Source organism: Proteiniphilum sp. (genome assembly GCF_034331125.1).
In the GTDB taxonomy this organism is placed as follows: Bacteria; Bacteroidota; Bacteroidia; order Bacteroidales; family Dysgonomonadaceae; genus Proteiniphilum; species Proteiniphilum saccharofermentans.
In genome coordinates this window covers 223,624-247,399 of record NZ_JAXQGC010000058.1, presented here as the reverse complement: position 1 = coordinate 247,399, position 23,776 = coordinate 223,624, and the positions used below count along the sequence as shown (strand labels likewise).

Annotated in this window: 21 protein-coding genes; 9 read left to right on the top strand and 12 right to left on the bottom strand. The window is 44.4% G+C overall.

Features of this window, described 5'->3' with window-relative positions; translation table 11 throughout:
• Nucleotides 1-165: 165 nt before the first annotated feature.
• From U2P89_RS14790 to U2P89_RS14780, 3 genes are all read right to left on the bottom strand, one after another.
• The gene (locus U2P89_RS14790; RefSeq protein ID WP_076928407.1) at nt 166-1,143 is read right to left on the bottom strand and encodes a FecR family protein; all 978 of its coding nucleotides are present in this window, start codon (nt 1,141-1,143) and stop codon (nt 166-168) included.
• A 69-nt stretch (nt 1,144-1,212) separates the two neighbouring features.
• On the bottom strand, nt 1,213-1,797 hold the full coding sequence (locus U2P89_RS14785) for an RNA polymerase sigma-70 factor (protein ID WP_322191770.1): 585 nt from the start codon (nt 1,795-1,797) through the stop codon (nt 1,213-1,215).
• A 123-nt stretch (nt 1,798-1,920) separates the two neighbouring features.
• On the bottom strand, nt 1,921-4,707 hold the full coding sequence (locus U2P89_RS14780; protein WP_322191769.1) for an alpha/beta hydrolase family protein: 2,787 nt from the start codon (nt 4,705-4,707) through the stop codon (nt 1,921-1,923).
• 351 nt (nt 4,708-5,058) lie between these two features.
• On the opposite strand from U2P89_RS14780, the gene U2P89_RS14775 reads away from it, so the two are divergent.
• Complete coding sequence (locus U2P89_RS14775; protein ID WP_322191768.1) at nt 5,059-6,135, top strand: metallophosphoesterase; 1,077 nt, start codon at nt 5,059-5,061, stop codon at nt 6,133-6,135.
• Between the two features lie 58 nt (nt 6,136-6,193).
• On the opposite strand, the gene U2P89_RS14770 is transcribed toward U2P89_RS14775, so the two are convergent.
• Nucleotides 6,194-6,538 carry a type II toxin-antitoxin system HicB family antitoxin gene (locus tag U2P89_RS14770; RefSeq protein ID WP_313380727.1) on the bottom strand — a complete coding sequence of 115 codons (345 nt, stop codon included), beginning with the start codon at nt 6,536-6,538 and terminating at the stop codon, nt 6,194-6,196.
• A 3-nt stretch (nt 6,539-6,541) separates the two neighbouring features.
• Nucleotides 6,542-6,802: a type II toxin-antitoxin system HicA family toxin gene (locus U2P89_RS14765; RefSeq protein WP_091904645.1), complete on the bottom strand. Its 261-nt coding sequence runs from the start codon at nt 6,800-6,802 to the stop codon at nt 6,542-6,544.
• Nucleotides 6,803-7,222: 420 nt separating this feature from the next.
• Between U2P89_RS14765 and trpB the strand changes: the two genes are divergently transcribed.
• The 8 genes from trpB to U2P89_RS14725 all read left to right on the top strand — a co-directional run bounded on the left by trpB (nt 7,223) and on the right by U2P89_RS14725 (nt 15,178).
• Nucleotides 7,223-8,398: a tryptophan synthase subunit beta gene (gene trpB / locus U2P89_RS14760; protein WP_322191767.1), complete on the top strand. Its 1,176-nt coding sequence runs from the start codon at nt 7,223-7,225 to the stop codon at nt 8,396-8,398.
• 126 nt (nt 8,399-8,524) lie between these two features.
• Nucleotides 8,525-9,931 carry an anthranilate synthase component I family protein gene (locus U2P89_RS14755; protein WP_091904651.1) on the top strand — a complete coding sequence of 469 codons (1,407 nt, stop codon included), beginning with the start codon at nt 8,525-8,527 and terminating at the stop codon, nt 9,929-9,931.
• A gap of 11 nt (nt 9,932-9,942) precedes the next feature.
• Complete coding sequence (locus U2P89_RS14750) at nt 9,943-10,512, top strand: anthranilate synthase component II (RefSeq protein ID WP_019539440.1); 570 nt, start codon at nt 9,943-9,945, stop codon at nt 10,510-10,512.
• Nucleotides 10,513-10,668: 156 nt separating this feature from the next.
• Nucleotides 10,669-11,664 carry an anthranilate phosphoribosyltransferase gene (gene trpD / locus U2P89_RS14745; RefSeq protein WP_322191766.1) on the top strand — a complete coding sequence of 332 codons (996 nt, stop codon included), beginning with the start codon at nt 10,669-10,671 and terminating at the stop codon, nt 11,662-11,664.
• Nucleotides 11,665-11,760: 96 nt separating this feature from the next.
• Nucleotides 11,761-12,558, top strand: a complete 798-nt coding sequence (gene trpC / locus U2P89_RS14740; protein WP_322191765.1) for an indole-3-glycerol phosphate synthase TrpC — start codon at nt 11,761-11,763, stop codon at nt 12,556-12,558.
• Between the two features lie 131 nt (nt 12,559-12,689).
• On the top strand, nt 12,690-13,301 hold the full coding sequence (locus U2P89_RS14735) for a phosphoribosylanthranilate isomerase (protein WP_322191764.1): 612 nt from the start codon (nt 12,690-12,692) through the stop codon (nt 13,299-13,301).
• A gap of 140 nt (nt 13,302-13,441) precedes the next feature.
• A complete protein-coding gene (gene trpA, locus U2P89_RS14730) occupies nt 13,442-14,212 on the top strand; it encodes a tryptophan synthase subunit alpha (protein WP_322191763.1) in 771 nt (256 codons plus the stop codon).
• A gap of 105 nt (nt 14,213-14,317) precedes the next feature.
• Nucleotides 14,318-15,178, top strand: a complete 861-nt coding sequence (locus U2P89_RS14725; protein ID WP_232001495.1) for a DMT family transporter — start codon at nt 14,318-14,320, stop codon at nt 15,176-15,178.
• 98 nt (nt 15,179-15,276) lie between these two features.
• On the opposite strand, the gene U2P89_RS14720 is transcribed toward U2P89_RS14725, so the two are convergent.
• The 7 genes from U2P89_RS14720 to U2P89_RS14690 all read right to left on the bottom strand — a co-directional run bounded on the left by U2P89_RS14720 (nt 15,277) and on the right by U2P89_RS14690 (nt 23,722).
• Nucleotides 15,277-16,419, bottom strand: a complete 1,143-nt coding sequence (locus tag U2P89_RS14720) for a DUF4249 domain-containing protein (RefSeq protein ID WP_076928418.1) — start codon at nt 16,417-16,419, stop codon at nt 15,277-15,279.
• A complete protein-coding gene (locus tag U2P89_RS14715; RefSeq protein WP_322191762.1) occupies nt 16,419-19,163 on the bottom strand; it encodes a TonB-dependent receptor in 2,745 nt (914 codons plus the stop codon). Before U2P89_RS14715 ends, U2P89_RS14720 begins: the two co-directional genes overlap by 1 nt.
• Before the next feature lie 40 nt (nt 19,164-19,203).
• The gene (locus U2P89_RS14710) at nt 19,204-20,025 is read right to left on the bottom strand and encodes a FecR family protein (protein WP_076928420.1); all 822 of its coding nucleotides are present in this window, start codon (nt 20,023-20,025) and stop codon (nt 19,204-19,206) included.
• 105 nt (nt 20,026-20,130) lie between these two features.
• Nucleotides 20,131-20,730 carry an outer membrane beta-barrel protein gene (locus tag U2P89_RS14705; protein WP_019539431.1) on the bottom strand — a complete coding sequence of 200 codons (600 nt, stop codon included), beginning with the start codon at nt 20,728-20,730 and terminating at the stop codon, nt 20,131-20,133.
• 58 nt (nt 20,731-20,788) lie between these two features.
• Entirely contained in the window at nt 20,789-21,841 is a 1,053-nt protein-coding gene (locus tag U2P89_RS14700) for a hypothetical protein (RefSeq protein WP_322191761.1), read from the bottom strand.
• A 125-nt stretch (nt 21,842-21,966) separates the two neighbouring features.
• Complete coding sequence (locus tag U2P89_RS14695) at nt 21,967-22,476, bottom strand: RNA polymerase sigma-70 factor (protein ID WP_322191760.1); 510 nt, start codon at nt 22,474-22,476, stop codon at nt 21,967-21,969.
• 184 nt (nt 22,477-22,660) lie between these two features.
• A complete protein-coding gene (locus U2P89_RS14690; RefSeq protein WP_322191759.1) occupies nt 22,661-23,722 on the bottom strand; it encodes an oxidoreductase in 1,062 nt (353 codons plus the stop codon).
• Between the last annotated feature and the right edge of the window lie 54 nt (nt 23,723-23,776).

Below are 23,776 nucleotides of genomic sequence, written 5' to 3'. Positions count from 1 at the left end.
TTAGAATACAAAAGAGTGAAATAAAACCGCTAACCGATTAGCGTTTGTTAGGTTTTTTTAACGATAAAAACTCTGGTAATTATATTCAACTTAAATTTTGAAAGTCGTGTTATTACAACTAAAGCAGAGAACTCTAGATATTTTGCGGGGCACCCATGGGCATTATTACTTCTCGTAATATAGTTCAATAACAGTCCCGTTCATCTCGTAACGCATGGGGGAGGTTAACGAGAGGATATCCAAAGTATTGCGGATACTGCTTCCTCCCAATGTGCCGGAGAATCGTATGGGACGTAATTCTTCCGATACGAAACCAATTTCTACGTTGAACACACGGGCAAGGGTATTGGCTATTTCTTCAAACGAGCGGTTCTGGAAATAGAGGTTGCCGTTTTTCCATTCCACGAAATCGGAAGCATAGACTTTGTCGGTCGTGAGAGTGTGATTAGTTTTATCGTATATTGCCCGTTCATTCTCTTCCAATATATATTCTTGTCCGTAGGCTGATACTTTCACCTTTCCTTCAAGTAAGACTGATGAGAAGAACTGTTCGGTATCATAGGCGCTTACATTAAAAGCCGTTCCCAATGCCTGAATGTCCATTTCATTCGTTTTGACGGTAAACGGGTGTTTTTTATCTTTTGTCACTTCAAAATAGGCTTCACCGGTGAGATATACATTACGTTCTTTGCGGCTGAACGTTTCATTATAGGTGAGTGAAGATCCGGAGTTGAGCCAAACCCGGCTGCCATCGGCGAGCGTTATTTCCGCTTTTTCGCCCTTGCCGGCAGTAACGGTTACAGGAGTTCCGTTTCCTGCGATATTGCCGTTCATCAGGAAATATACAGAGAACGCAGAGATAAGAGGTAGGACAAAAATAGCAGCCCACCGCAGCGATCTTCTCCATATTGGTTGGGCGAAGAGTGGTTTCTTTTTGACAGGGATAAAGGTGCGGATGTGCTCATACATACGGTTCGACGTTTCTTCGTCCATCCCGGGATCGGCATTTCTCAAACCATCTTCCAGAATAGAATGGATCTGCCGGTCATGCCGGAGCATTTCGGCAAGTAGTTGCTCTTCCGCTTCCGAAGCCTCGTTATGCAGGTATCTTTCAAAAAGCTCTATATGTTGATTCTTTCTCATTATCTCTTTTGTCTGTCTGTTTATAAATACAGTTTATAGTCGGTTTTCCACTAATCCGTCAATCATTAATTATGTTAAATTGATGAAGAGCATCGATAAGAGGAATAGTTTGTCGTAATTTTTTTCGAACTGTTTCCGGATGAATTTTGTCGCCAGCGAAAGTTGTGTTTCGACGGTACTTACGGATATCTGCATGATTTCCGCGATCTCTTTTGTCGATAACTCTTTTTTCCTGCTCAAAATAAAGATTTTTTTGCGTGACGGGGGCAATTGTTCGATTAGCTCATCCACATAATCCTCGAGCCATTTGCGGTCGGTTTCTTTTTCGGTAGCGGTATCATAGGCGGGCTGTTCTTTCAATAGCAGTTGCTGATAGAGAAATTCTACTGTTTGGCGCTGGTATTTATTCATCAGCATATTTTTCGCGATGGTTGAGAGATATGAAAGGATCGACCTTTCCGGTTCGATCTGTTCCCGCACTTCCCATAATTTGATGAAGGTGGATTGCACGACCTCCTCCGCCATATAACGGTCACCGTGAGAAATTGTCATAATGAAGTTATAAAGCTTTCCGGAATATCGTCTGTAGATAGTCTCGAAAGCTTTGTCGGATCCACCTTTTAGCGCATGCAGTTCCTTTACTTCATCAAACATCTTTTTCAGCAGTTATCAATATTTTTTAATTGACACCTCTCCCAATTCTCCCAGTTCCTCAATCTCCTCGTCCTCCCATCTCCTTGTCACATTCTTCACTCTTCATTCTTCATTCTTCATTCTTCACTTTTCAACCTCATACCCCCACGTTTTACCCTTCTCCGTAGCGGGAACACCTTTTGTCATCCAGACAGGCGCCGGATCACCTTTCAGATAATGGTCGAAGAACTGCTGCAGACGGATAGAGAGATCTTTCGCATTGCGACGTTCCTTCAGATTGTGCGCTTCGTTATTGTATTGCAGCATCCAGGCGGGTTTTCCCAGGCGGCGCAATGCCATGAAGTATTCGATACCCTGGTACCAGGGGACTGCTCCGTCTTTGTCGTTATGCATGATCAGTAAGGGAGTGTTGACCTTTTCGGCATAAAAAACAGGTGAGTTCTCGATATAGAGATGGAGTGAATCGCTCATAGGCACTCCGATACGTGATTGGGTTTGCTCATACTGGAACTGGCGACTGCGACCTGATTCCCAGCGGATCCCACCGTAGGCACTGGTCATATTTGCTACCGGGGCGCCTGCTCCGGCTGCTTTGAACATATCGGTTCTTGTCACTAAATAAGCGACCTGGTACCCACCCCAGCTTTGCCCTTGTATGGCCATATTCTCTTTGTCCACCCAACTGTTTTCGGCCAGCGCCTCAGCACCGGCAACTACCGAATTGTATGCATCCATTCCCGGCTGACCTGTCGTGTAGTGGATATCGGGTGTGAAAACAACGTATCCGCGACTTACGAAAAAAGGAATATTAATCGTGGATCGACTGGGTGCCGGGGCAAAGTAGCTGTAAAGGTTATCGGAATGCTGCTCATAAAAATAGATCATTACCGGATATTTCTTTGCGGGATCGAAGTTTTCCGGTTTGTATACGATCCCTTGATGAGGTTTGCCTGTAAATGAGGTCCAGGAGAAGAGTTCGGCTGTTCCCCAGTTATAATCCCGCATTTGCGGATTAATATCGGTCAGCTTTTCGGTCGATTGCCAGAGATTATGAGTGACGTGCAGGTCGGGCGAAGTATGGAAATTACTCTTCTGGAACGCATACACCTCTTTGTCTTTCGCTTTCGTGACGGATGAAAACGAAAATGCATCCATTGTTCTTTTTTTTAGTGGATTGCGCCCTTTTTGTGCGAGGGTATAATAACCCGATTGTTTGGTTATGTGATCGAATGCCGAGAGGAGAAGCAGGTCGTTGGGTTTGATAAACCGCTTTTCCGGGTCGGTATTGACGTACCGCAACCTGATGGAATCGTTCCGTCCTGCATGACCGGTGAAGTTCTCCGGTTTTTTCTCTCCTTTGGGGTCTATTTTCCAGATGTCGAACGCGTCGTTGATCAGGATATACTCATCGTTTTCCATCCATGCTGCAATTCCGTAGGAACCGGGCATGGAAGGCACATCGTTCTTCTCATCCCAGAAGTTGACGGGAATATCCCCGGTAATATTCCTGGTAGATCTATCCCGGTTATCATATACGAACCACTGACGTTCGGCAGCATCCCACCAGTAGACAAAATTTCCCTGTGGCGAGATCATGGGCCTTCCCGGCAGGGGGGTGGCCACGGTTTGTAGTTGTCCTGTGCGGGAGTCCCACACCCAGGTATCGTTTTTGGAAGAGATATCCCACTGGCTTTCGAGTTGGTAAGGTTCATTAGACCAGAGCAATGCAAAACGGCCGTTTCCCTCATCCGAAATATTACAGAAAGGCATTTCTTCATTGGCGATGGGGATAAACCGATTGGGTTGATGGGGCAGGATTATTCCCGTATAAGTTTGACGTTGCTTGTTTTTTAATTCCACCAACTGTTGAGGTTGGATCAGTGGTTCCTGCCAGTGCCAGATGTCGAGTGCCGCCGTTTCGAATTCTACGATAGTGGTATCTTTGGGTGCCTGCTGTGGGGCTGCGCCGAGGATCACCCGTTCTCCGTTTTTGCTGAATCGGGGAGCAGAGAATTCAGAGAAAATCCATTTTTCGGGAAGCCCTGAAGCGTTTCTGTCCGCAAGGACAACTGCAGAATCGTTTCCATTCCGGAAATAGCGGACATCGAACACTTTTTGATCGATTTTCGAGGTGTCTTTTGTCGCCAGATAGAGGAGTTGTTCTCCGTTCTCATCAAAGGCGAGCGATTTATATTCCGCTCTTTCGTTGGATATACGTGTTGAAATATTTTTCTTCAGATCATAAAACAGGACGCCGGGTGTATCGGTCGAGTCTTTTTTATCCGGTTCAATGATAATTGCCAGTGAGTTGCCGAATTTGCTGAACAGGTGTTCTTTTGCGTTTGGAATAGTATCTTCATGCTGGGTAGATATATTCCGGATTACCAGCAGTTCTTTCGGTTTGGTCGATTTATTCTTTTTGTCGGTCGTGTCGGCTTTCTGGGTAATAATGTAAGCAATATGTGAAATTTCCTTTTCTGAGGTTTTGAACGATTTTACTCCGGTTATTTTTTCAATATCGAAAGAATTATTACGGATTATAACCAGCGAGTCTTCCGGCATTTCGTCCGCTTTTTTCTTTTTTATGCGTGCATCCCGTCTTTCGGCAAAAGGTGCTTTTATCAATCCTACTGTATATCTTCCATCGGGTGAAAGTGTGAACCTGTTTACCCCTTTCACTGTCAGCGACCGGCTGCTGTTCAGGTCGTGAAGAAAAAGAACGCTGTCTCCTTCCTGCGGACTGATAATGGTGGCGGCAAAACGTCCGTCGTCACTCAGGGATATATTCTGTAGACTTTTCCAGTCGTCATATACCGAATGGTCAAGAGGTTTCTTCTGGGCAAATACCACCGTACTTATAAAGATAAAAAAGAGAAGATAACAGGGTTTCCGGAAAGATGTAAAATGCATAAATTGATAGAAGTTAGAAGTTAAAACTCAGAAATTAGAAGTTAGAATAAGAAGTCGGAAGTGGAGAAGTCCAAGAAGTGAAGAATAAGAAAATTCATTTTTCACTTACAAAGTCTTGGTTCTTGGTCCTGAAATCTTGAATCTTGAATTTGAAATCTTGAATTTGAAATATACAGCGAAATTACAAGAAATCTTTGTTTTCCGCAAACTTTGAAATTATTGTTGCTTAATTGTGCTATATTTTCTGGATATAAGATGTGTTTTGGCTTTTCTCCCATCTTTCATTATATTTGTAAAATATAGAGTGTGCTCCCTATCAAATGTTTCATTTAATTAATAAACTGAATAATCATGCGTAGAAAATCATTGTTACTCCTTTTAGTCGCCTCCGTATTATGTTATACACTTCCGGCTCAGCAAGACGATTATGTAAAACCGTCGCTGAGCGATGAAGATTCATGGAGCCTTGTCCTTCTTCCCGATGTGCAGACCTATATGAAATTCGATTACAATCAGCCTATTTTAGATCTGATGCTGGCTTGGGTGACGAATAATATAGAGCCATTGAACATAGAAATGGTATTGTGTACCGGAGATCTGGTTGAACAGAACGATCTGTTCAACCCCGACGGGAAAAAAGCCAACCAAGCCAGTGTATCCCAATGGGGAGCCGTATCTTCGGCTTTCGGGCGTTTAGACGGACAACTGCCCTATATCCTGACCATCGGTAATCATGATTATGGTATTGTGAATGCGGAAAACCGTTATACTCATTTCGACAAATATTTTCCGCCTAATAAGAACCGGTTGAATCAGAAGATGCTCCGTGAGGTGGGAATGAATGCTGAAGGGAGACCTACACTGGCAAATGCAGCTTACGAGTTTGTCAGTCCGCATGGAAGGAAGTTTCTGGTACTCGTACTGGAATTTGCACCGCGTGACGAAGCGTTGGAATGGGCGAAAGGTGTAATTGAAAAAGAGCAGTATACGGATCATACCGTGATCCTTCTCACGCATTCCTATATGGATAGTAACAACAATCATATCGTACATGAGAATTATAAGATTCCCGATCCTAACTACGGAGAAGCCATATGGCAGAAATTAGTGCAACCCTCGAAGAATATCCAGATGGTTTTTGCCGGTCATATTGGAATTCCCGACGATCCGAAAGGCCACATCGCTTTCAGGGTAGATGAAAATGCCGGAGGAAAAAAGGTAAGCCAGATGGTGTTCAATGCCCAGGCCCTTGGTGGAGGGTGGCATGGTAACGGTGGCGACGGCTGGCTGCGTATCCTCGAATTTCTGCCGGATGGAAAAACCGTGAAGGTAAAAACATTCTCACCTTTGTTCGCGATCTCTCCTACTACCCAGAAATATGCGTGGAGAACCGAACCTCATGACGAATTCACTTTCGAACTGGATTAAATTGGTTTTAGCTGAAATGAAATAGTCTTTAGTCCGCTCTCATTCCTCAAGTGGAAAATTACAACATCACTTTTTGTAAGGCTTTTTTTATAAAACTATTCAGGGTTTCTCCTTTTTTTCTTGCTTCAAGGGCGATGTTTTTGTGTAATTCTGATCCTATACGGATATTCAGTGTTCCGCTAAACGGTTTTTGCGGTTTCACTCCCTCTTGTTCGCAATCGAATAGATAATCATCTATACATCCCTTGAAGTCTTCTTCCAGTTCATCAAAAGTGTTGCCTTCGTAAGTAAACAAGTGAGTTATACCCAATACTCGTCCGTGAAAACATTTATCCGGTACGCTAAACTCTACCGTACCGGTGTATCCTTTATATTCCAATGTGTCAATATTTATTGCTTTCATTTTTTAATTAATTAAGTTACAGTCTCGAAGTAAAGTTTTTATATCGTTCAACTGATATTGTTTTAAAGTTTTATCGGGATGAGGCTTGTGCATTTTAAATTCTTTGCCTAATAACCCATTCCGAAATCTCACTCTTGAACCACTTGTTTTTCCTGTCTTCACCTCATCAAATCCCATTAATTTCAATAAGGTGACCGCTTCATCAAAAGAAAAATCTTTGGGTGAAGCTAAAAGACGTTTCACTATTTTTTCTTTTCTACTCACTTCACAAAGATATAAAAATAATATTTATTGCAACTAAAATATTATTTTTTAGTTGCAATAAGATACGTGTTGATTGTGAATATTGTATGGTTGTTTAGCCTATGATTAATGTTAAAAACGAAAAAATAATTGCATCATAATCATAAAACACTTTTCTTTGCAAACAAAATTCATAGGAAAATGAACAATTCATTATTAAACGGATATTGGTGGCGCTACTTACAACTCTCAAAGTCGTAAGGAAGAGCATCATGCGTTTATAGTGAATCAGAAATATAAAAAGCCTGTCGCAATCCTGCGACAGGCTTTTTTCATAATAGAGCCGGTTTTCATAGTGAAATGAATGGGGAGGCGGAATAAGTCCCATTATACGATCACCAACCGGATAGCAGTTTGGAAAATAATTAAACAATTTGATATATGCAAAATTATGCAATTGACGAAAAGGGGTATTACGGTGAGTTCGGCGGAGCGTACATCCCCGAGATCCTGCACAAATGTGTGACCGATTTGAAAGAGTCGTACCTCCGCATTATGGAAAGCGAACGCTTCCGGCAGGATTATGCACAGTTGCTCCGTGATTACGTGGGACGTCCCTCTCCGCTATACCATTCGAAACAACTTTCCGGGCGGTATGGCTGCAAAATATATCTGAAGCGTGAAGATCTCAACCATACAGGAGCGCACAAGATCAACAATACGGTCGGACAGATATTGATTGCCCGTGAAATGGGTAAAACACGTATTATTGCTGAGACGGGAGCAGGACAACATGGTGTAGCTACAGCGACTGTCTGCGCACTGATGCAAATGCCCTGTACTGTCTATATGGGCAAGACCGATGTGGAGCGCCAGCAGGTGAACGTGAAAAAGATGGAGATGCTGAGGGCGACAGTTGTGCCGGTCACTTCAGGTAATATGACGTTAAAAGATGCCACTAATGAAGCGATACGTGACTGGTGTACCCATCCGGGTGATACCCATTATATCATTGGATCGACGATAGGCCCGGATCCGTATCCGGATCTGGTTGCAAGGCTACAGTCGGTCATTAGTCGTGAGATAAAAGAACAACTTGCCCGGGAAGAGGGCCGCGATTATCCCGATTATCTCTTTGCCTGTGTCGGCGGAGGAAGCAATGCGGCAGGAACTATCTATCATTATCTCAATGACGAGAGGGTACGTATTGTGCTGGCGGAAGCAGGTGGAAGGGGAGTTGACAGCGGCGAATCGGCAGCGACCATCTATCTGGGAAGTGTGGGCGTGCTTCATGGTTGCAGGACACTTCTGATGCAGACCGAAGACGGACAGATTACTGAACCTTATTCAATCTCTGCCGGACTGGATTATCCCGGTATCGGGCCTATACATGCCCATCTTGCATCGACAGGGCGTGCACAGGTGTTGGCCATCAACGACGATGAAGCACTCCAGGCTGCTTTTGATCTTACCCGGAACGAAGGGATTATTCCCGCGCTGGAATCAGCCCATGCGTTGGCGGCACTCGAAAAGGTTACATTCTCTCCCGCCGATATTGTGGTGTTGACACTCTCGGGAAGAGGAGAAAAAGATCTGGAGACTTATTTTAAGTACTGAAGTTGGAAGTTAGAAGTGTTTTTAATTACCAATTACTAATTATTAATTACCAATGGATCGGTATGAGGCATATCCTAAATCAAAAGTCTTGTGTCTTGATTCTTGGCTCTTATGTCTAAAAAATTTATGAAATTAAAATTCCAAACCAATAGTAAGAAGATAATGGGTGACCTGCATACGCCGGTCAGTATTTACCTCAAAGTAAGAGATGCTTACCCCCAGTCGGCGCTTCTGGAGAGTTCTGATTTTCACGCCAATGAGAACAGCGTATCCTATATCGCATTGAAGCCAATCGCACGGGTAGAGGTGAACAGAGGGATATGTACATTCCTGTCTCCGGACGATAAAGAGGAGCAAAAGCCGCTGTCAGGCGATTTTACCATCTCTGATGCGCTAAGCAATTTTATTGACCGCTTTGAGGTGGCGGGCGACAATAAAGAGCAGTGCGGACTGTTCGGCTATACTACATTCAATTGCGTGAAATATACCGAGAATATCCCTGTCCGTGAAAGTAAAGAGGCAAGGAATGATGCCCCTGATATGCTTTATATCCTCTATAAGTACCTGTTGGTATTCAACCATTTTACCGATGAAATTACCCTGATAGAATTATTGGAAGAAGGGGAAATAAGCAACCTCTTCAAGGTGGAGTCGCTGATCAATCAGCGCAATTTTGCCACCTACAACTTCTTTACAGAAGGAGCGGAGCGGAGTACTATTACCGACGAGGAATACAAGCAGTATGTACGCAGCGGAGTAGAGCATTGCCTTCGCGGCGATATTTTCCAGATAGTACTTTCAAGGAGATTCATACAACCTTTTTCGGGTGACGACTTCAAGGTATACCGGGCACTGCGTTCCATCAATCCTTCGCCCTATCTCTTCTATTTTGATTTCGGCGGATTCCGTATCTTCGGATCATCGCCCGAGACACATTGCAAGATCCGCGGATCACGTATCAGTATCGACCCGATTGCGGGAACTACAAAGCGGACCGGCAATTATCAGGAAGATATGAAATCGGTGGATTTTCTGTTGAATGACCCGAAAGAAAATGCCGAACATGTGATGCTCGTCGATCTGGCGCGTAACGATCTGAGTAGGAATGCCTACGATGTGCAGGTCGATTTTTTCAAGGAACCACAATTCTATTCGCATGTAATACACTTAGTATCACGCGTGAGTGGTCAGCTTAACGAGGATGCTGATCCTATCAAAGCCTTTTTTGATACTTTTCCGGCCGGAACACTCTCGGGAGCGCCCAAGATACGTGCCATGCAGCTTATCTCCGGGATTGAGTCGCACAACCGTGGCGCTTACGGTGGATGTATCGGTTTCGTCGGACTGAATGGTGATCTGAACCAGGCTATCACTATCCGTACTTTTGTAAGCAGAAACAACGAGTTATGGTATCAGGCCGGTGCGGGTGTTGTTTCACAAAGTAGTGACGAATATGAGTTACGCGAAGTGAATAGTAAGCTGGGAGCACTGAAAAAAGCCATCGATATGGCGGTCACATTGTATAACGCCTAAACTTTTTTGCAATGAGTAAGATACTTATTCTCGATAACTACGATTCGTTCACCTACAACCTGCTCCATGCAGTAAAATCATTAGGTTATAATGATGTGGATGTGGTGCGTAACGACAAGATCGATCTTTCATCGGTAGCACAGTATGACAAGATTATCCTTTCCCCTGGCCCCGGTATCCCTGAAGAGGCGGGTTTGTTACTGCCATTGATTGAACAATATGCCGAAACGAAGAGCATATTAGGTGTATGTCTCGGCCATCAGGCTATCGGAGTGGTTTTCGGCGCTACATTGGAAAATATTCCGTTTGTCTTTCATGGTGTACAGACAAGGGCAAAGATCACCGGAAATGATTATCTCTTTCACGGCTTGCCGGAGGAGATCCTTGTGGGACGCTATCACTCATGGATCGTATCGGGAGAGAATTTTCCTCCAGAATTAGAGATCACCGCATTGGATGAGGCGGGCAGTATTATGGCGATGAAGCATAAGCGGCTTGATTTGCATGGTGTGCAGTTCCATCCCGAATCGATACTCACCCCGGAAGGGATTCACATTATAAGGAATTTTATTGGAAGCTGAGATGTTTTTTTAATTACAAATTACAAATAAATCGATATTAGACCGTTGAATTGTTGAATTCTCAAATCCCAAATCTCAAACAGTCTCTTAAGAAATAAAAGTTTCAACGCATTTTTTGAATGGTGAAAACGTTCTGGAATGCTTTATTCTAAAGAAATGAAAGAAATATTATATAAACTATTCGATTACCACTACCTCTCGCGCGAAGAGGCCAAAGAGGTGTTGTTCTCAATTGTAAAAGGTGATGTACCCGACACGCAGATCGCTTCGCTTATCACCTCTTTCCTGATGCGGAATATCTCGGTGGATGAAATACTGGGCTTCCGTGATGCACTGCTCGATATGCGGGTGGGAGTAGATTTGTCTGATTACGGGGCACTCGACATCGTCGGAACGGGAGGAGATGGGAAGAACACTTTCAATATCTCTACAGCCGCCTGTTTTGTGGTTGCCGGGGCAGGGTACAACGTGGTGAAACATGGTAATTACGGTGCGACTTCTATCAGTGGGGCCAGTAATGTGATCGAGCAACAGGGTGTGAAATTCGCTACTGATAGTGAAAAGTTGCGTGAAAGCCTCGATAATTGCCATATAGCTTATCTGCATGCTCCGCTGTTCAGTCCGGCACTAAAAGCAGTCGCCCCTGTAAGGAAAAGCCTGGGAGTACGTACCTTCTTCAATGTATTGGGTCCATTGGTAAATCCCGTGCAACCCGAATTCCAGATGCTGGGGGTCTATAACCTGGGTATGTCACGGTTATACGGCTATATCTATCAGGAGGAAAAGAAGAAATTCTGTATCGTACACAGTATGGACGGTTATGATGAGATATCTCTTACAAGTCAGTTCAAGGTGATTACCAATAAAGGAGAACAACTTTATATTCCCGAGGAACTCGGTTATCGGCGGGTTGCGCAGGAAGAATTGTATGGTGGCAATACGCTTGAAGAGGCTTCGCAGATATTCCGGAATGTGTTGCATGCCACTGCTACGGATGCACAAATGAATGCGGTGCTGATTAATGCCGCCTTTGGTATCCAGACAATCGAGCAAGAGAAACCGATTGACGAATGCCTTGGAATCGCCCGGGATTCGTTGTACGGGAAAAAGGCGTTGAAAGCGTTGGAGAAGTTTATTGAGATCAATGGATGACCAGGAAGATTGGGAAGCTGGGAGACCGGGGAGATTAGAGAAGGTTAGGATAAAAAAGAGTTGGACATTTTAATTGGTACATTGGCATATTAAATTATGAAAGATATATTAAGTGAAATTATTGCTCACAAAAAAGAAGAAGTTGCGGAGCAAAAAGAAAGACTGCCCCTTTCTGAATTGGAAAAAGAGTTGGCGAGGAGTAGTATCCCATTTTACTCGTTAAAAGCAGCTTTGGAAAACTCAAAGTCAGGGATTATTGCTGAGTTCAAACGACGTTCACCAAGTAAAGGATGGCTGTTTCAAACAGCTGATGTGAACGAAGTGGCAAAGGCATATGCATCGGCAGGCGCTTCAGCGCTGTCGGTACTGACGGATGAGAAATATTTTGGCGGAACAATGGACGACCTGCGACAAGCCACCGGGGGTGTGGAGATACCGGTGATGCGGAAAGAGTTTATTGTGGATGAATACCAGTTGTTCGAGGCTAAACTTTCCGGGGCGAGTGCAGTACTGCTGATTGCTGCGGCTATTACACGGGAAGAATGTAAACGATTTACGGAACTGGCGAATCAACTGCAACTGGAAGTGCTTTTGGAACTGCATGATGAGGGGGAAGTCGACCATATCGGGCCGCTCAACAGACTTGTCGGTATCAACAACCGTAACCTGGGAAGTTTTGTGACCGATTTGCAGAAGTCGTTCAGGATGGCTGATCTTTTGCCCAGGGAGGCAGTATGGATTTCGGAAAGCGGTATATCGGATACGCGGATTGTGAGGGAATTACGGGAGACAGGTTATCGGGGATTCCTGATCGGGGAGTATTTTATGAAAAGCGGTAATCCCGGGCAAAGTCTGAAGGAGTTTATCGAACAAGTTATTCGGCAGGACCAATGAGGCGAATATGACAAACAACGTTCAACGGAGTGAAACGTAGTTAAATATGCTAATCCCGATAAATCGGGAAGTAATGACTAATGTGATGATTTGGCTAGTTAGTAATTGGTAATTAGTAATTGAATAACAATATGATAATCAAAGTATGCGGCATGCGAGAGGAAGCGAACGTGCGTGAGGTGGAACAGTTGGGTGCGGATTGGATGGGATTTATTTTCTATCCGAAATCGCCGCGCTATGTGGGGAAGACGTTGGCCTACCTGCCGGAGAGCGTAAAAAAGGTCGGTGTCTTTGTGAATGAAGATACCGATCGGCTCCTTACGTTGGCTGAAAAAAACAGATTGGATATCCTTCAATTACATGGGGACGAGTCTCCCGAGCTTTGCAAAGCGCTCCAAGAAAAAGATTTTCTCGTTATCAAGGCATTCGGTATCACCACGGAGAAACCTTTCCCTTCTGAATTGACGGAACGGTATGAAGACTGTTGTGACTATTTCCTTTTTGATACGCATACGGATCTTTATGGCGGTTCAGGAAGAAAATTTGGATGGGAGATACTTTCGGATTACCAGGGAGGTACGCCTTTTCTGTTAAGCGGAGGTATTTCGCCGGAAGATGTGGAGGAAGTAAAACGATTCTCACATCCGAAATGTGTTGGTATTGATCTGAACAGCGGATTTGAAACCTCGCCTGCTGTCAAAAATACACAGTTATTACAGAAATTTATAAGTGCATTTCGTTAGTTGATAGGATAATAATTCACTGAGTAATAAAGCCGGAAACATACTTCTTTTAAGTTTGGTGGGCTGTAAAGGGATAAAGCGAAGTCAATGCTTTTTAGGAGTTGCAAAGAAAAAGATAAAATCAAATAGAAAATCAGATAATGAACAGAATAGATCGATTGTTTGAAGAAAAAAAGAGCGGTATCCTGTCGGTTTACTTTACTGCCGGATATCCTCAACTCGATGACACCGTACCGGTGATCAAAGCGCTGGAAAACCGGGGTGTGGATTTGATAGAGATCGGCGTACCATTCAGCGATCCTATGGCCGACGGGCCGGTAATCCAGGTTTCCGGTGCCCGGGCATTGGACAATGGGATGAGTGTGAAACACCTTTTCGGGCAGCTGACCGCTATTCGGGAAGAGGTATCGATCCCGCTTGTGCTGATGGGTTACCTGAACCCGATCATGCAGTTCGGATTCGATAATTATTGCGCGGAAGCGGCGAAGTGCGGTATCGACGGGTTGATCATTCCCGATCTGCCGTTTGCCGAATATATGGATGCCTATAAGCCGATAGCTGAAAAATACGGGTTGCATATTATTATGCTGATCACTCCCGAAACATCGGAAGAACGGATCAGGTTGATAGATGAGCATACTTCCGGCTTTATCTATATGGTCTCGACTGCTTCGGTGACAGGCGCCAAAAATAGTTTCGGGGATGAGAGCCTGGCCTATTTCCGTCGTGTGAACGCGATGCAACTCAAAAATCCCCGCCTGATAGGATTTGGTATCTCCAACAAGGATACATTCAATGCCGCCTGTCGTGAAGCCTCGGGAGCGATCATCGGAAGCAAATTCATTTCACTGTTGGGCAGTGACAAAACAATCGACGAAGCCGTAGCAAGATTAGTGGAAACAATCCGTTAAGTGATTTTGCAGTTATTTCCGTTTCATTTACCTTTGTGAGCCGTTTATCCCGAAAAGAGGAGATCGGCCAATCTCTCTATGCTTTTCCAATCGCACATTGGTGAAATGGCCTCATTGTTGACGGCTGTATGCTGGACGCTGAGTGCTATCTTTTTCGAAAAGGCGGGCCGACGGGTAGGTTCTTTGTCGGTGAACATCCTTCGTCTTTTCCTTGGGATACTCTTCCTTGGGATTACTACTCTTTTTACCCGCGGCATGTTTTTTCCAAAGGATGCTACGCTCTACAATTGGGTATGGCTCGGCATTTCCGGCATTATCGGTTTTTTCCTGGGTGACCTCTTCCTCTTCAAATCCTATACTATTATCGGTTCCCGTACATCCCAGCTTGTGATGAGCCTTGCCCCCATGATCACGGCCGTGGTCGGATGGTTCTTTCTGGATGAGATCCTTTCGGCGAAAAGCATTCTGGGTATCGTAGTAAGTGTCTCGGGGATCATGATCGCTGTAGCAGGGAAAGGGTTGAAACTGAATGTACCCTTGCGCGGTTTTCTTTATGCACTGGGAGGGGCAGCAGGGCAAGCCTTAGGATTGATCCTCAGTAAGAAAGGGATGGGCGATTACGACGCCGTGGCTGCTACCCAAATCCGTGCGATATTCGGTTTTTTCTCTTTTGTCCTTTTGGTTACTTTCCTGAATCGGTGGAGAAGGGTCTTCCGTACGGTGAATGATGGGACATCCATGAGGTCAATCACTGTGGGAACTATTTTCGGCCCTTTTATCGGTGTGGCTTTGTCGCTCTACGCCGTACAGCATACCGAAACGGGGATTGCCTCCACGTTGATGGCACTAGTACCTATTTTCATCATTATACCCACTGCCTTTATGTTTAAAGAGAAGATCACCGCCCGTCAGGTAATCGGCGCAGTGATCAGTATCGCGGGAGCAAGTATCTTTTTTTATAAGTAAAACTCAACGGAGATTATATTCCGGAATCACAATCTCCCTTTCGGTGAAAGATTGGGAGCGGATAATACCTACTCTTCCACGCATATATAATATCCGGGTCAATACCCCGGATCCGCATTCTTTCCTCCGGGGAGCGGGGGTATATTGATTTGCGCTTTCGCGGCCGATACCGCGCCGACAACTCCGATGCCGTTGTGCACGTTGCTGAACGTGATCTCCGGTTCGGAAATCAGTTTGAACGACTCTTCATCGCTGGTGGGATCGTAATCTCCTGTCAGGTAATAGTGATACAATTCCGGCGATATGGCCGTAAACAACACTTCAATAGGGGGATTGAATACCTCTGTTTTGATAGGCACATAGATCGGGTAACCCCATCCGGAATCGACTTCTTTTTCCTCGTAAGTGGTATGGAGATAGTAATAATCAGTGATTGAAAAATCGAGTGTATGGCTGTTATCACGAAATAACTTACTGGAGAAAAGTGCCGAATCGAAATGCCTCATCCCTTCGATGGAAGTGCCTTCCGATATCAGATCCTCTAGGAGGCTGTTCCGGTAAGCTTCCTCGAACACCGGATCATCGTTTGTGTATATATAGAGGTAACGGTCCGGCAGGTCGGGATACTCCCCGATCTTTTCGGCCATCAACCTGAGTCGAAGCCGGAAACGCTGGTCAGCACCGGAAGAGCCGGCAGTAACCGCCATCTTGATACGCATGTTTTGGTATAAGCCTTCTCCCGAAGAGTAGCCGTTGTTGATGATCTGTTTGGACGTGAAGAAGATCGTTGTGTCAATCCGGTGGATCTGCGGCGGCACTGGTACGGTGGTTTCCGCCCAAGCGGGTTGAAGCCCTCCGGCGGATGCTTCTACGCGCACCCGGTCCCCTGCCTGGGGATATACAGTGGAACGGTATACACTTACCAGTGCGGAGTACTCGAAGAGCCTGTCGTGGCCGCTTACGGTATCTACCCGTACCATCCGCATCGTTTCCCGTTCTTCGCCATTGATGAATAAGGTTAACGCGGCATTTTTCAACAGGCTTCTGTCCGAAAGCGTATCGGTATATAAAAAACTCTTGCTGACACTTATCTCGATGAGCGAATCGGGTGAGATGATCCCGTTCATCACGATCTTGGGCACGTGATCACCTAGGTTGAGTCTGATCTCTTTCTCGCATGCGGATAGGGCGAGTAACATGCCGGCCAGCAAAATGGTAAAATATCTGTTGTTGGGTTTCATCAGAATTTATAAGTATAAGAAAACGAAGGGATAATGGGGAACATGCAATAACTCTGGTATGCCGGGTAACTCTTTTGCGGGGAGCCGTCCGCGGTGTCGGGGTTATGGGCAAAGTTTTCGGCAGGCAATACCAGAAATGAGTTATGATGCACATATACGTTGTAGATACTAAAATTCCAGATACCCATCCTGCCGTTCTTCTTGTGGCGATAGTAGTTGAAACTCAGGTCGAGCCGCTGGTAATTGGGCATCTTGTAATTGTTCCGCTGATGAACGTATTGCTTTTTACTGCCGTCCATATCAATATATTCTTCTATCGGGAGGGTGGTCCAGTTTCCGGTGGCGTAGATCCATGAAATATTCAGGTCGAACTTACGGTTGAATTGATGTAAAAGTACGGTATTGATCTTATGACGATTATCGTACTTCGCTGGATAGACCTTTCCCTGGTTGATCTCCCCGTTGGGAAACTGCCGTTTTGTCCACGACAGTGTGTAGCCAACCCATCCCGATGTGTTCCCAAAACTTCTTTTTGCCATTAATTCCAGCCCATAAGATGTTCCGATCCCTTGGGCAATGCGGTCTTCCCAGTTTGTGTTGCTGGCAAGTAGGCTGGCACCGTCTTTATATTCTACCTGGTTGGTCGATCTTTTATAGTATGTTTCCGCCGAAAGGTCAAAACCGCGGTATTTCCCATAGACCCCGGCCGAAAACTGATAAGACGACAACGGCTTCACATTTTTAGTGATCGGCACCCATAAATCGTTGGGAGAACTTATGTAGCTGCTTTGCAACAGGTGCACGTACTGGTTTATCCTTCCGTAGGAGGCTTTCAGTGAGAGGTCTTCCGACAAAAGATAACGGGCCGACAGACGGGGCTGGGCGCTCAGGTAGGATTTTCCCTGCACAAAAAATCCCGACAAATGCACGCCAGCGTTTACTTTTAGCCGCTTCCCAAAATCCATCTCATCCTCGGCATACAAGGATAGTTCCTGCACCCTGACCCGATCGTCGGCATACGTGATGGTGTCGTTCCTGCTTCTTTCCCCATTTTCTTCTATCTGGAAGATCCTGCTTTCCTCCGGACGGAAATTGTGCTGGAGCAACGCTGTCCCGAAGCGGATCAGGTGATTATTGTTGTATGCATAATCAAAATCGAGCCGATACCCCATATCTTTGATACCGGACCTGTATACCGGTTTAAAGAATTGATAGGTATTACCCGATTCTTCTTCCTGGGTTTCCGGATTTTTTGAGGAATAAGATGCTTTGTTTTCATAGGAGAGCGAAATATCCGACCGATAGCGGCTATACACCAGCGTGGCATTTGAAAACAGTTTGTTGTTGACGGCATACGCCCAGTAGAGGGAGGCCATGCGGGTTCCCCAACCTATGTCGATTTTTGAAGTTTCATCGGAATTTCTGTGATACTCATATTGGATGTCATTGTCAGGGTCATTTACGCCGGAAGCATAAACAGGGTTATAGTTGTAATATTTGGAGATTTCGCTGCTATTGAAGAAAATTTTATCTTTTCCGTCGTACAGACTCAGATAGATGCGGCTTTTATCCGAAAATTTATAATTGATCTTGGCATTGAGATCATAAAAATAATAGGCAAAATCTACCTTGTCATAGTTATCCTGATTTTCCCTTTTATTTTTCCTGTTGATGAAATACATTGCCGGACGGGCAAGCAGGTCAAGATAGGTGCGGCGGAGCGAGAACGAGAACGACGTTTTATCTTTAATGATAGGTCCCTGAAGATTCAAATGGGATGAAATGATTCCGATGGAAGAGGTTCCGGATAGTTTTTTCATGTCACCGTCGTTCATCCGCACATCCACTACTGATGAGAGGCGGCCTCCGTACCGGGCGGGAAAACTGCCCTTGTAGAAATCCATCGTTTTCACCGCTTCGGGGTTGAACGTGGAAAAAAGTCCCAGCAGGTGGTGAACGTGGTAGAGGGGATTCCCGTCCACAAGGTAGAGGTTCTCATCGGCATTTCCTCCCCGTACATACAATCCGGCCATACCGTCGGTACCCACCGCCACTCCGGGCATCTGTTGTAAAGCCTTGATCACATCGCTTTCCCCCATAAATGCCGGGATCGCTTTCAGTGTCGCAGAATTAAGGCTTATCTTACCTGTCTCTACGTGTTGTACCGGATTCTTCAGGTTGCCGTCCACCACCACTTCTTTCAGTAGTGGGGACGGTTGCAGAAAAAAATGGATCGCCGTGTCTTTCGTTACCGTAAAGGGATAGCTTTCGGAGGTATATCCCACGTAACTTGGACGGAGCTCTATCTCGCCTGACGGAACAGAGAGGCTGTAAAATCCGAAATTATTGCTGACGGCTCCCTGTCCCGAAACCATATCATAAATATTGGCGGCAATCAGCGATTCGTGCGATTCCCGGTCGTAAATAAATCCGCTGACAGTGACCTCTTTCGGGCGTTTTTTCAGGATAATATATTTCCCCTGTATGACAAAACGGATATTGGTCTTTCCGAAAAGTGCCTGCAGTGCTTCTTCGAGAGGTTCATCTGTGATCCGGATGGTGACCTTAGGGAAGTCTTTCAATAGAGAAGGACTGTACGAAAAAGTGTAGCCCGACTGTTTTTCGATTTGCCGAAGCGCCTCGGTAACCGGCTGGTTCTGTACATCCAGGGTAATCCTTTGCTGGGCGAAAAGCGGTGTTTTCAACCAAATAATCAATAAAAGAAAGATAGTGTAGCGTTTCATATTATTAAATTCTTACATCAAGGTATATGGAACCGGAACCCTATTCCACAAGTATAATATGCGTATCGAGTGTGAAATTGATGATGTTAATAATTTCGATAATGCTTTCTTGTGTAAAAGAGGAGCTGAATGTCAAGTCCGACTCGCTTTCGGGTAGTTCAATTTGTACCTTATAGAAGTGTGACAGCACCATCACTATTTCTTTCAGTCCTGTATTGTTGAAAGTGAGCGATCGGGTCTTACCGTTGATTTCCATCCTGCTGCCGGGGGAAGTGACATTTACGGTTTCGGTCCTGGCACTGTAATGCACGGTCATACCGGCAGTACACAGAAGGGGGATGACCGGATTGCCGGGCGTGAACCGTACTTTCCCCGATGCTACGCTGAGGCGGGTATCGTCGTCATCGGCTGTGACGGTAAATTCCGTGCCGAGTACTTCTATTTGCGCCGTAGGTGTGGAAACGATGAATGGTTTTGCCTCATTGTGGGCAACAACGAACGTTATTTCTCCATGCATCGAAACCCGTCGTTCGGTTTTATCGAAATGTCTGTCATATTTTAGTTTTGCCCCTTCCTGCATCTCAATACGGGAGTTGTCCGGAAGTGTGAATTCAGTGTGATCGTATCCGGCAATGAGCGTATCACCCCTTTCGGCGGTGAGATACAAAATTCCTGCCGTGATAACAACTATTGCTACTGCCGCAACACGCCACATCATAATAGGTGACCGCCGTTTCGGAGTGATGCCTAAACGTTCCCCCATTTGAAGCCAAGCTTTATGGCTATCGAACCTGCCGGGTTGATAGTACCGGGCTACAAAACGTACGGATTCTTCTGTTTTATCGATTTCTAACCGTCGCATAACGATCTTATATTTAGAGATAAATTACCCCCGAATCTTGGTCAACAAAATTAATACTATTTTTTAATGATACTTGTCGTACAAGATTCAGGGGTGATAATAATTCTAAAACTCGTATCCCACTCTCAATCCAATTATTGAACTGTTTTTTTCAGTATACTGTTTTAAATCTACGACGGCATTTTCTTGACGAATCATATTCTTAGTCTTCACTTTCAACAAATCATACGAAATAGCAAGAAAAAGAGAACGTTGCTTTACTACATCATAGCTTATTCCTATTGACGGCGAAATGAAAAAATCAGCACTGTACTTAATTTCACCGGAGTACTGAAGGTCATTGACATCTATGCCGGCTATTCCCATATCTGTTGAGCCAAAGCCATATCCAATTTTTAAATTAAAAAATGGCTTTAAATTCGAGTTCGTATTCAATCTATATTTAGAATGAACATATACCGGATAACTCCTTTCCGGAAAAGTACTTTTGTGTTGCATAAGACCTGCTCCAATCCCCATTGAGAAATTGTCATTAACTCGATAATAAGGTGAAAGAAAAAATTGATACGCACTGGCATTGTCTTTGTTGCTTATTATTCCATATCCTGCTTCCAGTTGCAATCCTATTTTTTTGTCCTGTGCCATTATGGCGGGGGAAGAAAATAGGAATAAAACAGATAAACTTAGTAAAATTGTTTCCCTCATAATTTATTCTTCATTATTAATATATCAATAAAACATACCTTAATTTTTACTTTTGTAATTACCACCATCTGAAAAATCTATAATGCAATGGCACTATAAAAGTATATGCTCTCAAAGCATCGTAATAAATCTGGGCCTCTCCATAAACATCTTTCTGATAATAGCCTGGTGTAGTAGTTGGGGTGGATATTTCCGTGCCGTTTACTAAGAAAAATGAGTGATCATGCGAGGAATAACCGTCTATCGTTTTATTGTCGACAACCCTCAGTCCCTGAGGACCAATATGGGCATAAGTTTTTGTAAGCGCCCAAAGGTTATACCACGCTCCAAGAAATCCTTTTTTCCTGAAACAGATATCAAAACCAGCTTTCGTTCTAGCATTATTATCTACAGTCACATCATCCAGGGTAACCCATATGCGCCTATTGTTCATTTGAAATGTTTTGTCTGGTAACAACTGAAATGGTGCACCAGGGAAGAAAACATCTCCTGCTCGAGTATTTGAAGGGGAACCCTCGTCTGATATAATCACGACTTCCTCTGGTGGTGTTAGACCAAGCTCTCTTAACTGTTCATAAGTAGAAATGTTTTTCATGTTGACTGTTTCTCCATCTATAATTATTTCTCCATCACTATTAAGGAATTTAGATAAAGCTGGATCGCTTACGGGAAGGTAAGCAGAATAGTCATCCCCATATTCAGGGAAATAAAGAGAAGCATATTTTTTCTTAAATTCCTCGTAGCCGCCTTCTCTATCATAGTATGACTCTGCATCTCTCATCGCATCTACAAAAATATCATAAAGCGATTTAAAACCATCAATACATAATGTCTTATTTACGTCATTATTGAAAACTTCATCACTACCCTGTCTTGTTGAAACAGATTGATAGGCTTTCAACTTAAATACTAAGTCTTGCAATTCACTCTCGCTATTCAGTGTTAATGTATTATTTTTCAATTCTACACTAACACCCATAATCTCCACAAGCCCTTCATTACCGGCTTGTTCCACAATAGCTTCATCTCTATTGCAACTTGTAATAACAAATGCAAATGCTAACCCAATACAAAGGGTACTAGTTAATAAGAGATACTTTTTTGTTTTCATAATCTTAATTTTTTGTTTCCCTCATGCCTTTTTTAGTCAGGAATTCGGGTAAATAAATATTAAAGTAGTATTCTTATTATATGATGCACGAAAGCTAAAAATCCCTCACTCGAAAGTGAAGAATTTTACGCAAAAAAGAAAAGATACGCATTGAAGTCTTTGTTCCGGAGCGATTGCATGGCGCGAAATACGTGGTTCTCCACGGTTTTTACCGATAATCCGGTTTGTTCGGCAATTTCTTTGTAATTTATCCCATCGCGTTTTGCCATCAGGAAGATCTCGCGACGGCGCTCCGGCAGTTCATCGATCATTTTCCAGATGCGGGCTTCCATTTCGGCGCGCCTTATCTGATCCTCTTCAGGAAGTTCCTCATAGGAGGTAACCATATCGAGTGAAGTAGTAGGTTTTGCATCACGAATACGTGTCAGGCAGTTATTCCGGACGGCTGTATAGAGGTATGATTTCACCGACCTGATCGATTCTATCTGTTCCCTTTTATCCCAGAGACTCGCGAATGTTTCCTGCACCACATCCTCGGCTTCCTCGGCGTTACTCGTAAAATGCAAGGCGTGCAGGCAAAGCTGACGGTAATAAGTATGGAAATATCCGGAAAACTTTTTTTCTAAAACTCTCATTCGCAACCAACAATGAACCCAATTACAAAAATAGTAAAAATGGGAGAATGTTAAAAATGAATTTTGAAGAGGCTCGTAAGATAAAAATTACCGCCGGACAGATTGCCGCAGCGGTAATTTTTATAATAGATGAAAAACTATCCTTCAATGTTACCTAACAAAAGTTAAATCTCTGTTCGATTTGTCATACAATCGTTATAGTTCTTTTTTCGCGGCTACTTTGGAAAGCGAGTTCAATGATCCGCATCACATTGAGGGCTTCTTCAGGCTTGACGGCAAGAGGTACTTTTCCGTTGATAGCGTCACGCAGGTTGATGAAATAATCACGGTAATCTCCATGTTCACTTTCCAGTTTTCCCTGGATCTTTACTCCTTTATACTCGGCATTGATAGTACCCCAGATGTTTTCGGGTTCGCGTCCCCAGTCTTTTCCTTCGGGTTTGGCGCCTCCGTCGAGTGTTGCCTCCTGCACGTCAAGCCCATATTTCACAAACGAGCCATTGGTACCGTGAAGCATATAGGTAGCTCCGGGAATACGGCAGATCATTCCCGATTTCAGTGTGGCTGTAAAGGTGGGGTAGTGGAGGCGTACATCGAAATGGTCGTCGGCTTTTGCCCAGGGGCGTTGTGAATTGATCTCGGCCGTTACCGCTTCCGGCATACCGAAAAACCAGAGTGCCTGATCTATAAGGTGCGAACCTAGATCATAGAAAATCCCTGATCCGGGTAGTGGTTCTTCCCGCCATGCACCTCTCGGGCGGGGTTCGGTACGGTAGCGGTCGAAGTGAGTTTCGTAATCAACAATTTCACCGAGGAGACCACTATCGAGCAGTTTTTTCACTGTTTTGGTATCACTTGTGAAACGACGGTTGTGATAGACAGTGAGGATTTTTTGCTGCCGTCTGGAGATCTCGATCAGTTCGGCGGCTTCCTCTACATCTACAGTGAAGGGTTTCTCTACCACTACATGCTTACCTGCCAGCAGAGCTTCCCGTGCCCAGCGGAAATGGTCGGTATTGGGTGAAGTAACAATAACGAGGTCAATCTCGGGGTCGTCGATGATCCCTTTCCCGTCGGGAACCACTGCGGTAATAGGGTATCGTTCTTCAATAAGCGCTTCTTTCTCGGGATCGGATGTGCTGATCTTCGTGAGCTCAAATCCTTCTACTACATCGATAAAAGGAGCATGAAATACCCGGCCGGAAAGTCCGTAGCCGATAATGCCTGTACGAATGTTGGTTGACATAGGTTGTTAAGTTAAAAGTGAAAAGTTAAAAGTGAAAAATTTGACAATTTGATG

Coding starts and splice junctions, on each gene's coding strand:
- trpA (WP_322191763.1), top strand. CDS start 13,442: ATGAACAGAATAGATCGATTGTTTGAAGAAAAAAAGAGCGGTATCCTG.
- U2P89_RS14700 (WP_322191761.1), bottom strand. CDS start 21,841: ATGAAAACAAAAAAGTATCTCTTATTAACTAGTACCCTTTGTATTGGG.
- trpB (WP_322191767.1), top strand. CDS start 7,223: ATGCAAAATTATGCAATTGACGAAAAGGGGTATTACGGTGAGTTCGGC.
- U2P89_RS14785 (WP_322191770.1), bottom strand. CDS start 1,797: ATGTTTGATGAAGTAAAGGAACTGCATGCGCTAAAAGGTGGATCCGAC.
- U2P89_RS14755 (WP_091904651.1), top strand. CDS start 8,525: ATGAAATTAAAATTCCAAACCAATAGTAAGAAGATAATGGGTGACCTG.
- trpC (WP_322191765.1), top strand. CDS start 11,761: ATGAAAGATATATTAAGTGAAATTATTGCTCACAAAAAAGAAGAAGTT.
- U2P89_RS14720 (WP_076928418.1), bottom strand. CDS start 16,419: ATGAAACCCAACAACAGATATTTTACCATTTTGCTGGCCGGCATGTTA.
- U2P89_RS14715 (WP_322191762.1), bottom strand. CDS start 19,163: ATGAAACGCTACACTATCTTTCTTTTATTGATTATTTGGTTGAAAACA.
- U2P89_RS14690 (WP_322191759.1), bottom strand. CDS start 23,722: ATGTCAACCAACATTCGTACAGGCATTATCGGCTACGGACTTTCCGGC.
- U2P89_RS14705 (WP_019539431.1), bottom strand. CDS start 20,730: ATGAGGGAAACAATTTTACTAAGTTTATCTGTTTTATTCCTATTTTCT.
- U2P89_RS14790 (WP_076928407.1), bottom strand. CDS start 1,143: ATGAGAAAGAATCAACATATAGAGCTTTTTGAAAGATACCTGCATAAC.
- U2P89_RS14775 (WP_322191768.1), top strand. CDS start 5,059: ATGCGTAGAAAATCATTGTTACTCCTTTTAGTCGCCTCCGTATTATGT.
- U2P89_RS14725 (WP_232001495.1), top strand. CDS start 14,318: ATGGCCTCATTGTTGACGGCTGTATGCTGGACGCTGAGTGCTATCTTT.
- U2P89_RS14750 (WP_019539440.1), top strand. CDS start 9,943: ATGAGTAAGATACTTATTCTCGATAACTACGATTCGTTCACCTACAAC.
- U2P89_RS14695 (WP_322191760.1), bottom strand. CDS start 22,476: ATGAGAGTTTTAGAAAAAAAGTTTTCCGGATATTTCCATACTTATTAC.
- U2P89_RS14780 (WP_322191769.1), bottom strand. CDS start 4,707: ATGCATTTTACATCTTTCCGGAAACCCTGTTATCTTCTCTTTTTTATC.
- trpD (WP_322191766.1), top strand. CDS start 10,669: ATGAAAGAAATATTATATAAACTATTCGATTACCACTACCTCTCGCGC.
- U2P89_RS14735 (WP_322191764.1), top strand. CDS start 12,690: ATGATAATCAAAGTATGCGGCATGCGAGAGGAAGCGAACGTGCGTGAG.
- U2P89_RS14710 (WP_076928420.1), bottom strand. CDS start 20,025: ATGCGACGGTTAGAAATCGATAAAACAGAAGAATCCGTACGTTTTGTA.
- U2P89_RS14770 (WP_313380727.1), bottom strand. CDS start 6,538: ATGAAAGCAATAAATATTGACACATTGGAATATAAAGGATACACCGGT.